Annotated in this window: 9 protein-coding genes and 2 riboswitches; of the genes, 5 read left to right on the top strand and 4 right to left on the bottom strand. The window is 61.1% G+C overall.

Going from position 1 to position 12455, the window contains the following annotated elements:
• Positions 1 to 68 precede the first annotated feature (68 nt).
• The 4 genes from cobM to ACA043_RS16360 all read right to left on the bottom strand — a co-directional run bounded on the left by cobM (position 69) and on the right by ACA043_RS16360 (position 2216).
• Entirely contained in the window at positions 69 to 815 is a 747-nt protein-coding gene (gene cobM / locus ACA043_RS16375; protein ID WP_489879480.1) for a precorrin-4 C(11)-methyltransferase, read from the bottom strand.
• Positions 816 to 895: 80 nt separating this feature from the next.
• Positions 896 to 1309 carry a cobalamin biosynthesis protein gene (locus ACA043_RS16370; protein ID WP_401263825.1) on the bottom strand — a complete coding sequence of 138 codons (414 nt, stop codon included), beginning with the start codon at positions 1307 to 1309 and terminating at the stop codon, positions 896 to 898.
• A complete protein-coding gene (locus ACA043_RS16365) occupies positions 1306 to 2007 on the bottom strand; it encodes a CbtA family protein (RefSeq protein WP_489879481.1) in 702 nt (233 codons plus the stop codon). Before ACA043_RS16365 ends, ACA043_RS16370 begins: the two co-directional genes overlap by 4 nt.
• Before the next feature lie 11 nt (positions 2008 to 2018).
• Positions 2019 to 2216, bottom strand: coding sequence for a CbtB domain-containing protein (locus ACA043_RS16360; RefSeq protein WP_187679823.1), 198 nt, complete (start codon positions 2214 to 2216; stop codon positions 2019 to 2021).
• 121 nt (positions 2217 to 2337) lie between these two features.
• Positions 2338 to 2560: riboswitch (cobalamin riboswitch) on the bottom strand.
• Positions 2561 to 3471: 911 nt separating this feature from the next.
• Positions 3472 to 3687, top strand: a riboswitch (cobalamin riboswitch).
• 99 nt (positions 3688 to 3786) lie between these two features.
• Between ACA043_RS16360 and cobW the strand changes: the two genes are divergently transcribed.
• From cobW to ACA043_RS16335, 5 genes are all read left to right on the top strand, one after another.
• Complete coding sequence (gene cobW / locus ACA043_RS16355; RefSeq protein ID WP_489879482.1) at positions 3787 to 4857, top strand: cobalamin biosynthesis protein CobW; 1071 nt, start codon at positions 3787 to 3789, stop codon at positions 4855 to 4857.
• A gap of 3 nt (positions 4858 to 4860) precedes the next feature.
• Positions 4861 to 8709 (top strand): cobaltochelatase subunit CobN, encoded by a 3849-nt coding sequence (gene cobN, locus ACA043_RS16350; protein ID WP_497657416.1) that lies wholly within the window; start codon positions 4861 to 4863, stop codon positions 8707 to 8709.
• Positions 8710 to 8949: 240 nt separating this feature from the next.
• Positions 8950 to 9954 (top strand): magnesium chelatase ATPase subunit I, encoded by a 1005-nt coding sequence (locus tag ACA043_RS16345; protein ID WP_187679826.1) that lies wholly within the window; start codon positions 8950 to 8952, stop codon positions 9952 to 9954.
• 20 nt (positions 9955 to 9974) lie between these two features.
• Positions 9975 to 10628 carry a vWA domain-containing protein gene (locus ACA043_RS16340; protein ID WP_497657415.1) on the top strand — a complete coding sequence of 218 codons (654 nt, stop codon included), beginning with the start codon at positions 9975 to 9977 and terminating at the stop codon, positions 10626 to 10628.
• 151 nt (positions 10629 to 10779) lie between these two features.
• Positions 10780 to 12426, top strand: a complete 1647-nt coding sequence (locus ACA043_RS16335) for a phospholipase D-like domain-containing protein (protein WP_497657414.1) — start codon at positions 10780 to 10782, stop codon at positions 12424 to 12426.
• The last annotated feature ends 29 nt before the right edge of the window (positions 12427 to 12455 follow it).

Here is a 12455-nt window from a genome sequence, read left to right as displayed (position 1 = left end):
CTGCGCAGTTCATCGGGGATAAATCCCCTCTCCACAGGTTTTGTGTCTGGCCACAAAAGTCCTTCAAATCAGGGTCGATAAAGATGCGCATGCCCCGCGCGATACAGCGATGACTCGCTAAACACCTCACTCCCCAACACCCGCCCAACCAGAATCAATGCCGTGCGCCGAAACCCCTTGGCCACTACCTTCTCGGCAATATCCTCGATTGTTCCCACCACCCAATCCTGATCCGGCCATGTTGCCCGGTGAATCACTGCAATCGGGCAATCCGCGCCGTAATGGGGGAGTAGTTCAGCGAGGATCTTCTCCAAATGATTGACCCCCAGATGAATCGCCATCGTCGCGCCATGCTGCGCCAAACTGCCCAGCTCCTCGCCCGCCGGCATTGCGGTTTTGTCGGCATAGCGGGTCAGAATCACGCTCTGTGAGACATCGGGCAGAGTCAGTTCGGCACCCAGCAATGCTGCGCACGCGGCGGTAGCCGTCACCCCTGGAATGATTTCGAACGGAATATCCAGCTCACGCAAATAGCGAATCTGCTCGCCAATCGCGCCATACAGGCTCGGATCGCCGGAATGTACTCGCGCCACATCCTGGCCCTTGGCATGGGCGGCTTTGATCAGGTCGATGATCTGTTCCAGATGCAGCTCGGCGCTGTTTATCACGGTTTCTGCCTGATGACCGTCGAGCACCGCCGCCGGCACCAGCGAACCTGCGTAGATGATCACCGGGCAACTGCGGATCAGCCGCTGACCTTTGACAGTGATCAGTTCCGGGTCGCCGGGGCCGGCGCCGATGAAGTAAACAGTCATCGTTGAATCCTTTGGAAAAGAGGCGCAGCAATGCTTCAGATGAAGATCGCTCATGATCGATGGCAGGGATTATCGGGATTTTACGCGGCGCCGGCCAATGCGAGCGTCGCCTGCGCGTACTTTTGCCGGGAGATCAGCAGTTTGGCCGGTGCCTGAATCAGTTGTTCAGCCAGTGCCAACGCCGCACTTTCCGCTACTCCATAGCAACCGGTGCGTTCATAGGCGATCTGCGAGTGGTGACTGAGCTGTTGCTGGTAACTGGCCAATTGTTCACTGCTGAAGTACAGCAACGGCAAGGCCAATTGTGCGGCGAGTTCTTGTAAGCCCGGCTCATCACGCTTCAAGTCGATACTGGCCAGGGCTTTGACTGCTTCCAGTTCGATGCGATGGGCCTGCAAGGCTTGATCGAGTAACGCGCGCAGCGTGCTGGCGGGGCAGCCGCGCTGGCAGCCCAGACCGACCACGAAAGTCGGCGCTGCGCGGTTATTCGTCATGCGTGGTAGTGGCCATCGCTTTTGCGGCGGAACAACCAGGCACTGATCAGGCCCAAGGCCAGCCAGAACGCTACGTTGGTCAACTGCGAAGCGATTTTGAACTGTGCTTCGAGGGCTTCTGGCGCCAGCATCGAATGCACTTCCGGTTGCGGGGCGCCAATCACATGCGGCACTGCAAGGATCGCCACACCGAGGATCTTCATCAGCCAGTGACGGCTGAACGCGATCAACGCCAGACCTGCGGCGGTGGAGGCGGCAGTGCTGATCCACCAGAGCTGCCGGGAAGCCAGATCCGCCGCAGCAGTGCCTGGCAATTCAGGCGGCAAGCCCAGGGTCGGTGCCAGAACGAACGTAGCGTAACCGGCCAGACCCCAGAGCAGACCTTGCGAAGTTTTGGTCGGTGCACGCAGGGTGTACAGGCCGGCAAGCATCAGGGCAAAACCCACGGCCACTACCAGATTGCCGCCGGTGGTCGATACCACGCGCTGCCAGCCGTCTTCCGGCTCCCACGCTTCAGCATCGTGAGTATGGGCAGTGGCACCGGCAGCGTGTTCGTGAACCTCAGCCGCCGGTTCGGATTTTTCGTAGGTCTCGGCCTGCAGAATCAGCGGCGAAACCCAGAAACTTTGCAGCAGCGTAAGGAGCAGGGCGGCCAGAAGACCGGTGAAACCTGCGGTTTGCGCAATTCGCTTGATCATGTCGGCAGGTCTCAGTGGCACGGGAACGCGGCGCTGTGGCGGGTATCGTGGGCGGCGTTGTGCACTGCTTCGATGTGCGAGAAACCGGCGAAGTAAACCAGGCTGGCGCCGAGGATCGACGCGAAGATGGCGGCGGTCAGGCGTTGGCTCAGGGTGCTGGTGCTGGCGATTTTATCCGTGTTGCTGCCGGTGCTGCTGATGATCGACATGGCGCTTCCCTCTGGAATGTCAGCGGGGTAATAGAGCGCATGAAAACCCCTGCGAATCGGGCACGCAGGGGTTCGAACAGCGCCCGCCCACCGCGGGTTTGTTATGTTCAGCGACGCAAGTGCGCACTGTGTGTTGCGGGCCGGTCTCCGGGCTCACGAGGGGTTGGCGTCAGGCCGACCTGCAAGCGTCACCTTCCCATGCCGTCATGGCACAGTGGATTCGACGCTTCTCTCGCTTACCGTTGCGGGGGCAGCACCGGACTGACATGGCTTTAGAGTAAAGCACATGATTCACCGGTTTCCCGTTTCACCCTGTGAAGGGCACCCGTAACAAGTTGCGTAGGAGAGCATGTTGGGGGGATTTGAGTCAATTGAATGGGGGCATATCCGTTGCTGCGGTGATGGCTTATTACGGTTCCGCCCTTACGGCGGGTCACTTTGGCAAACGCCCCAAAGTAACCAAAGGTCTGTGCCCTGACGTTCGGCCCTCGCTGTGGCTCGGGTTCCTTCGCTCCGGGATTGATCCGGGCGCATCGCTTCCGGTTTGCTTCGCTGCACCTCCTTTCGATGTGTTTGGCTTCGCCAAACGGTCGCTGCGCTCCCACCCCCGGATCAATCCCTCCGCTCAGCCTGCCGACGGGCGTTTTAGGTCAAGAGCGGTACTCGAGCTAACGCTCATTGTGTTGAGTGGGGCGGCATGCGCCGCAGGGTTCGCGCGGCTCGAAACTGTGGGAGCCAGCCTGCTGGCGATGGCGGCCTACGAGCCGACCAATCTCTATCAAATGTACCCAATCCCTGTGGGAGCTGGCTTGCCAGCGATGGCGGCCTGACAGCCGACCAAGCTCTGGTGGGTGTACTCATTCCTTGCGAGCTTCCGAAGCTGCGATCTTTTGATCTGTTTTGGCTTTGGCTTTGGCTTTGGCTTTGGCTTTGGCTTTTGATCTTGCTCTTCAGCCCATCGGCAGGCCGAGCGAAGGTGTTCATCCGGGGGGTTGGCGCGCAGCGCCGTGCGGCGAAGCCGCATCCATCGAGAGGAGGTGCAGCGAAGCAAACCGTAGGCGATGCCCCCGGATGGACACCGTAGCGAGGGAACACTGAGCCTAGGCGAAGTGCCGTACGTCAGGGGGCAGCCTTTTTGGTTACTTTTTCGGCGTCTGGAAAAAGTGACCCGCCGTAAGGGCGGAACCCTAATCAGCAACACCCGCAGCAACGGATATGCCCCCAAACCAAACATTGACCCATAAGCAAGCCATGCGTAGCCTTGCGCTTTCGAGGTTCTTCGGCGCGTGCCGAAGCTAAGAAGGGAACGCGGTCAAAGCCGCGGCTGCCCCCGCAACTGTGAACGGTGATGTTCGCTGCCACGCCACTGCCAGCCCCTGCAAAAGGGCGCCAGCGGGAAGGCGCAGCAAACGCCAGGCCCCAACGCCTGAACACCGTCAGCCAGGAGACCTGCCTCGTCACAGATTCTCACTACAACCGGGCGGGGTGATCCGGTGGCGAATGCTTCCGGCGCGTGCTCGCGTTGCCGGTTCTCGTCCCGTATGCCCGCCACCTTGCCAAAGGGCATCCGATGAAAACACTGGCCAAACTCCCCGTCACCATCGTCACCGGCTTCCTCGGCTCGGGCAAAACCACGTTGCTGCGGCACATGCTCGACAACGCTCAGGGCCGCCGCATCGCGGTGATCGTCAACGAGTTCGGCGAGCTGGGCATCGATGGTGAGATCCTCAAGCAATGCACCATCGGTTGCACCGAAGAAGAAGCCACCGGCCGCGTTTACGAACTGGCCAACGGCTGCCTGTGCTGCACCGTTCAGGAAGAGTTCTTCCCGGTGATGCGCGAACTGGTTGCCCGTCGCGGCGACCTCGACCACATCCTCATCGAAACCTCCGGTCTGGCCCTGCCAAAACCACTGGTACAAGCCTTCCAATGGCCGGAAATCCGCAGCGCCTGCACCGTTGACGCGGTGATCACCGTGGTCGACAGCCCGGCCGTGGCTGCTGGCACCTTCGCCGCGTTCCCGGATCAGGTCGACGCCCAGCGCAAACTCGACCCGAACCTGGACCACGAATCGCCGCTGCACGAGCTGTTCGCCGACCAACTGGCCAGCGCCGATCTGGTCATCCTCAACAAGGCCGATCAGACCAGCCCGGAAGACCTTGCGCGCGTACGCCTTGAAGTCGCCGAAGAACTGCCGCCAGCAGTCAAAATCGTCGAAGCCAGCAACGGTCGCCTGCCGCTGGACGTGCTGATCGGCCTCGGCGCCGGTTCCGAAGAACACATCGACAGCCGCCACAGCCATCACGATCACCACCACGACGGTGACGACGACCATGATGACCACGATCACGACGCTTTCGATTCGATCTCCATCGAGCTGCCGCAAGCCGACGAAAGCCTGCTGCTCGACGCCCTGACGCAACTGGTGGTCCAGCACGGCATCCTGCGCGTGAAGGGGTTTGCAGCGATCCCGAACAAGCCGATGCGCTTGCTGATTCAAGGCGTGGGCACGCGTTTCGACAAGCATTTCGACCGTCAGTGGGGCGCCGAAGAAGCGCGCGTCACGCGTCTGGTGCTGATCGGTCAGGAACTCGACGCCGCTCAACTCGAAGCGCAACTGCGCGCTGCGCTTAGCGTTTAAGCCATGCACCTGCTCAGGACCCAGCCCGGCGGTTTCGTGTCGGATGACAACATTGCCGACCTTGGCCAAACCCCCGCCGAGCTGGTGATCCTGTGCAGCGGCGACTCCAGCCTGGCGCTGCTCGCCGAAGCCGCGCAGCAGTTGCCCGAGGATTATCCGAGCCTGCGTCTGGCCAACCCGATGCAGGTGCAGAATCACGCCTCGGTCGATTTGTACGTCGACGAAGTGTTGCGCCATGCCAAGGTGATTCTGATCTCGCTGCACGGCGGCATTGCGTATTGGCGCTACGGTGTCGAGCGTTTGGTCGAGCTCGCCGAGCGTGGCGTGCAGGTGATCATGGTCCCGGGCTGCGATCGCCCCGATCCGGAACTCAGCGATCTGAGCACCGTCGCAGCCGAGGATCGCGACCGGCTCTGGCAGTTCTTGCGCCAGGGCGGCATGGGCAACGCGCTGGATTTCTTCAGCTGTCTGGCCAACCGTTGGCTGGCCCGTGATTACACCTGGGGCGAGCCGCAAACCCTGCCGCGCACGGCGATTTACCATCCGCAAAAAACCTCCGCCGCACTGAGTGACTGGCAAGCCGAATGGCTGCCCGAGCAACCGGTGGCGGCGGTGCTGTTTTACCGCTCGCATCTGCAAGCGGCGAACACGGCGTTCATCGATGTTTTCTGCCAGCGTTTGCAAGCAGCGGGATTGAATCCGTTGCCGATCGCGGTAGCCAGTTTGAAAGAGCCCGGCTGCCTCTCGGTGGTCGAGGATTGGCTGGATGAAGTCGAGGCGGGGGTGATTCTCAACACCACCGGTTTTGCTCAATCCAGTCCTGAAGCACCGGATCTGCGGCCGTTTCGTCGCAACATTCCGGTGATTCAGGCGATCTGCGCCCAGGACAACGAACCCGGCTGGCGTGATAGCGAGCAGGGCCTCGGCCCTCGCGATCTGGCAATGCACATTGCCTTGCCGGAACTTGACGGGCGCATCATCAGTCGGCCGATCAGTTTCAAGGATCTGGCCTGGCGCAGCGAGCGCAGCCAGTCCGATGTGGTCTGCTATCGGGCGCAACCCGAGCGCATGGATTTCGTCGCCGAACTGGCGCGCCGCTGGATCGATCTGGCCCGGGTGCCGAATGCCGAGAAACGGATTGCACTGATTCTCGCCAACTACCCGACCCGCGACGGACGCATCGGTAACGGCGTCGGCCTCGACACGCCGGCGGCGGCGCTGAATATCCTTCGCGCATTGCAAGCTGAGGGTTATCCGGTCACGGCAGAGTTGCCGGATACCGGCACCGAGTTGATTCAGCAATTGCTCGGCGGCGTCAGCAACGATCTCGACACGATTGATCTGCGTCCATGCCAGCAAAGTCTGGCGATGGACGACTATCTGTTGATGTTCAACGCGCTCCCCGAGGCCAATCGCGCTGCGGTAGTCGCGCGTTGGGGCTCGCCGCAAAACGATCCGATGTATCGCGACGGGCGAATGATGATCGCCGGCCTGCGCTTTGGCCTGACCTTCGTTGGCATCCAGCCGGCGCGGGGTTATCAGGTCGATCCGAGTGCGGTCTATCACGACCCGGATCTGGTGCCGCCCCACGGTTATCTGGCGTTCTATTTCTGGCTGCGCAACACCTACGGCGCCCACGGTGTGATCCACGTCGGCAAGCACGGCAACCTCGAATGGCTGCCGGGCAAAGGCGTGGGGCTGTCGGAAAACTGCTGGCCGGATGCGTTGCTCGGGCCGCTGCCAAACATCTACCCATTTATCGTCAACGATCCGGGCGAGGGCGCCCAGGCCAAACGGCGCACGCAAGCGGTGATCATCGACCACCTGATGCCGCCACTGACTCGCGCCGAAACCTATGGGCCGCTGCGTAATCTGGAACTGCTGGCGGACGAATATTACGAGGCGCAACTGCTTGATCCGCGTCGTGCCCGCGAGTTGCAACGGGACATTCTGCAACTGGTGCGTGACACGCAGATCGACCGTGAACTGCAACTCGACGCGGCGCTGGACAGCGACGCCGATGCGGCGATCTGGCTGCCGCGTCTCGACACCTATTTGTGTGATCTGAAGGAATCGCAGATCCGCGATGGCCTGCACATCTTTGGCGAATCGCCGAGCGGGCGGTTGCGCATCGATACCTTGCTGGCGCTGCTGCGCATTCCTCGGGGCGACGGCAAAGGTGCGCAGTCGAGTCTGCTGCGGGCGTTGGCCAAGGCGTTTGAGTTGGGTTTTGATCCGCTTGATTGCGCACTGGCTGATCCGTGGACGGGCCCGCGTCCTGTTGAACTGCAAGCGGTCAGCGATGAAGTCTGGCGTACTGCCGGCGATACCCGCGAGCGCCTGGAGTTGTTCGCCACTGAGTTGATCGCAAAGACACTGCACAACCCCTGTAAGAGTGAGCCTGCTCGCGAAGGCGTTATGTCAGCTGACATCTCTTCCACAGAAACACCGCTATCGCGAGCAGGCTCACTCCTACAGGAAGCGGGTTGGGGGCAAGTCAGCGCCATCATCGACAACCTGCGTGAAGTTGTCGCCCCTCGCCTGGACGCCTGTGGCCCGGCGGAAATGCGCGGATTGCTCGATGCCCTCAGCGGCCGTTTCGTCCCCGCCGGCCCGAGCGGCGCGCCAAGTCGCGGTCGTCTCGACGTATTGCCCACCGGCCGCAACTTCTACTCGGTCGACGTGCGCAACCTGCCGACCACCACCGCGTGGCGCATCGGTTTCCAGTCGGCCACGCTGATTCTCGAACGGCACTTGCAGGATCACGGCGATCACTTGCGTCAGCTAGGCCTGTCGGTGTGGGGCACCGCGACCATGCGCACCGGTGGCGATGATATCGCCCAGGCCATGGCGCTGATGGGCGTGCGGCCGGTGTGGGCCACCGGCAGTCAGCGCGTCGATGATTTCGAGATTCTGCCGCTGAGTTTGCTGGACCGACCACGGGTCGACGTGACGTTGCGAGTTTCAGGATTCTTCCGCGATGCGTTTGCCAACCTGATTCGTTTGTTCGATGCGGCCGTGCAAGCGGTGGCTGCGCTGGACGAGCCGGATGATCTCAACCCGTTGGCCGCCAAGGTGCGCGCCGAGCGTGAGGCTCTGTTGCAATCGGGTCTGGATGAAGAGGCCGCGCGGCGTCAGGCCGGGTGGCGAATCTTCGGCGCCAAACCGGGTGCCTACGGCGCGGGCGTGCAGGGCGCCATCGACGGTCGTTTGTGGCAGAGTCGCGAAGATCTCGCTGAGGTTTACCTGAACTGGGGCGCCTACGCTTATGGCGGTTCTGATGAGGGCACCAATGCTCGCGAACAATTCGTCCAGCGCCTGAGTCAGGTACAAGCGGTTCTGCAAAACCAGGACAACCGGGAGCACGACTTGCTCGATTCCAACGACTATTACCAGTTCCAGGGCGGCATGCTCGCTGCCGTCGAGACTTTGCGGGGCGAAGCGGCGGCCAGTTATCACGGCGATCACAGCCAGCCGGATCTGCCGAAGATCCGCACTCTGAAAGAAGAGCTGAACCGGGTGATCCGCTCGCGGGCGGCGAATCCAAAATGGATCGACGGGGTCAAGCGTCACGGCTATAAAGGCGCGTTCGAAATGGCGGCGACCGTGGATAACCTGTTTGCCTTCGATGCCACCACGCAGTTGATCGACGATCACCAGTACGCGCTGCTGGCCGATGCTTATCTGCTCGATCCGGCAACGCGGGATTTTGTTCGTGAGCATAATCCGCATGCGCTGCGGGACATGACCGAGCGCATGCTGGAAGCGCAACAGCGCGGGATGTGGCAGGAGCCGGGGGCCTATAAAGAGGCGCTGGAGAATTTGTTGCTGGATATAGAAGAAGACATGTAGCGCTTCAATAAAGCCACCCCCTCACCCCAGCCCTCTCCCCCAAGGGGGAGAGGGGGAAAGGGAGCCGATTTGCAGGGCGTTCAAAACTTGAGTTCGACTCGACAGTTCAGGTCGGTGGACCTTGAAAGAGCACCTCGGTCAGTTCCCTCTCCCACTGGGAGAGGGCTAGGGTGAGGGCAACTCCACCTGACACACCAAAACTCTCAAGAACACCGACGACCACGACAGAGATCAATCCAAATGACCGACACCCCACATTTCCCACTCTCCGCCGTGGTCGGCGCCGACGATCTGAAACTCGCCCTGTGCCTCACCGCCATCGACCCGAAAATCGGCGGCGTGCTGATCGAAGGCCCGCGCGGCATGGCTAAAACCACTCTGGCGCGAGGCCTGGCGGATCTGCTCGCCAGCGGCCAGTTCGTCACGCTACCGCTGGGCGCCACCGAAGAGCGGCTGGTCGGCACGCTCGATCTCGACGCGGCCCTGAGCGACGGTCGCGCGCAGTTTTCCCCCGGTGTGCTGGCCAAGGCCGATGGCGGCGTGCTCTACGTCGATGAAGTCAACTTGTTGCCTGATCACTTGGTGGATCTGCTGCTCGATGTCGCTGCCAGCGGCACCAACCTGATCGAGCGCGACGGCATCTCCCATCGGCATTCGGCGAAGTTCGTCCTCATCGGCACCATGAACCCGGAAGAGGGTGAGTTGCGCCCGCAACTGCTCGACCGCTTTGGTCTGAATGTCGCCCTCAGTGGCCACACTGCACCGACCGAGCGTGGGCAGATCATCCGTCGTCGTCTCGACTTCGATAGCGACCCGCAAGCGTTCTGCGCGCTTTGGGAAACCGAGCAGCAAACCCTTCGCGAACGTTGTGAACATGCCCGAGTCACCTTGGCCGATATTCCTCTGGATGATGCGGCGCTGGCGCAAATCACCGAGCGTTGTTTTGCCGCTGGCGTCGATGGTTTGCGCGCGGATCTGGTGTGGTTGCGCGCTGCCCGCGCTCACGCGGCATGGCGAGGAGCTGAAGTGATCGGCGAAGAAGATATCGACGCGGTGGCCGAATTTGCCTTGCGCCATCGTCGTCGTGAACAAACCCCGTCGAGTCCTCAGCAACAACCCGCGCAATCCCCAGCCAACGCGCAGGCCAACCCGAACGAAGGGCAGGGCCAGTGGGGCGACATGCCGGCTCCAGCGCTTGCCACCGGCAGCCGTCGCGAAGTGCCGAGCTGGCCAAAAAAGATGTAGGCATTCGCCCCCGGTCTGATGTGGGGGCGAATGCCAGACCCCGTGCCGGACAACTCGACAACGGACGCCAGGGCAAACGTCATGCAGCCCGCAGTGGCTCGGTGAACTGGCCGGGAACGCTGCTCAATGGCCGTCCGCAAAGCCGTGAAGATCTGCTGTTTCAACTGCGCACGCGTTCGCCCCATGAGTTGTGGCTGGTGATCGTCGATGCCTCGGCCTCAACGCGCCGTCATAACGCACTGAGCGATGCCAAAGGCCTGCTTGCGCAATTGTTTGATGATGCCTATCGCCAGCGCGCGCGTTTGGCGTTGTTGACCGCCAGCGGTGCGGCGCCGCAATGGCAGGTGCAGGGTTTGAAGGCGTCCAGCGGTTTACGCATCTGGCTGGATGAATTGGGCGCGGGCGGCGGTACGCCGTTGCTGGCAGCGCTGAATCAGGCGCAGCAATGGCTGACGGTGCGGCGCAAGCGCTTTCCCGCCGAGCAACAGCGGTTGCTGGTAGTCACGGATGGACGTTTGAAGGCGTGGTCGGGATTGCCGGCGCTGGGGTGTCCGGGGCTGTTGATCGATATCGAGCGTGGGCCGATCCGGTTGGGTCGGGCGAAGGATCTGGCGGGAGCGCTGGAGGCGCAGTATCGGCATATCGATGAGCTGATTGAGCTCTGGTACCTGTAGGAGCTGCCGAAGGCTGCGATCTTTTGACTTTGATCTTAAAAAACAATATCAAAAGATCGCAGCCTTCGGCAGCTCCTACAGTGTTTGGCATGATTAGCCAATTTTGCTTCTTGCTCTATGCTGCACCCAGCCCAATCACAAGGAGTGATCGATGCGCGTGTTGGTCAAGAATGCTCAAGACGATTTCCGCGTCAAAGCCTACGCCGGCACCAATGGCGTGCTGTTGGCGATGGACCTCGCGGAGCCGCGTCGCAAAGGCTTGCTAGGGTTCGCCATCGAAAAGCAGCAAGGCGCCAAGCCGTGGCTGTTCCTCTTCAACAGCCTGACGTTCCCCGGCAAAGCCCACACTTTCCCGCAGTTTCACGCCACGCCCAGCGATAAAGCCCCGCTGCAAAAATTCCGCTGGGCCGATTACGCGGTCAATCCGGGGATGACGATTCACTATCGCGTTCACCTGGCTTATGGCACGCCCGATGCGCCGCAACTGGGCGAGTCGCTGGAGCTGACGATCAGTTCAGACGACGGTCACCCGGCCAACCAAAGCGTGATCTTCAACCGTGCGGTCGCTGCCAGCCAGGCGTTCCAGCGCAAATTTCCCGATCTTGATGCTCAGATCAGCGCCAACAAAAACATGCCCATCGAAGCCTGGCCGGATGCGCCACGGCAATGGCTGGAGAACGGCTTGCTCGCGCGTTTGCTGGGTTTTATCCAACGGGCGGTTGATGGTCAGTGGGCGCTGGACATTGCCATTTACGAATATCAGTTGCAGGCCATCGTCGATGCCGTGAATGCGGCATTTGCGCGGGGTGTGCAGATTCGAGTGCTGTATCACGCTCGAATCGACGACGAAGACACCACAATCAACGAGGCGAGTCTGGCGAAACTGCCGGCGACGAGCAAACGTGGGCGGGTGACGCACAACATCTTCCACAACAAATTCATCGTCCTCAGCCGACTCGACGCAGCGGGACAGCGCCAACCGCAAGCCGTGTTGTGCGGCAGCACCAATTTCACCGCCAATGGCGTTTATCGGCAGGCGAATGTGGTGCATGTGCTTGATGACGCTCCCGTGAGTTCGAGCTATCTGCGGATTTTCGAACGGATCTGGGACGATCCCGAAGATCTCGGTGCCACCCGCGACTGGATCACCGAACACAACCCCATGGACGCTGCACAGTCGCTGTTTGCCGGGTTCTCGCCACGCACCGGCGGCGGCGATCTACGCGAGTTCGTCGAGATCATCGAAGCGGCGAAGAAGGATGTCCTGTTCGTCACTGCGTTCGTCTTGCCTGACGCGATTCTCAATGCTTTGCTCGGCCAGCCACACGACGACATCCTGCGTTACGGCCTGCAAAACACCACCAGCCGAATCACCGGTTTTCACGCCGACCGCAGCGCCGAATTCGCCGCCACCGCATTGCTCAACACGGGGCTGGAAGGCTGGCTGCGCGAGAACATGAAGGGCCAGGAGGGCAATCTGCTGGTGCATACCAAAGCGGTGGTCATCGACTTCACGACGGACACGCCGACTATTATCAGCGGCAGCCACAACTTCAGTGCCTCGGCCAGCAACGGCAATGACGAAAACTACCTGATCATTCGCGGCGACACCGATCTGGCGGATCGTTATGGCCTCGAGCTGCTGCGGTTTTACGAACATTACCGGTTTCGTTACTTCGCGAAGAAACTGGCGTTGAAGCAAGTGAATCCGTTGGCGGTGGATGATCGCTGGACCCATGATTATTACGTCGATGGGGATTTGCGGCAGTTGTCGCGATTGCGTTTTGCCGGACGTTGAAGTGTCGCCCTGGCAGGTAATACAGATTT

It is taken from the genome of Pseudomonas sp. LBUM1648, assembly GCF_059716145.1.
Note: the sequence above shows the minus strand (reverse complement) of the source record. Positions and strands in the feature narration are given on the sequence as shown.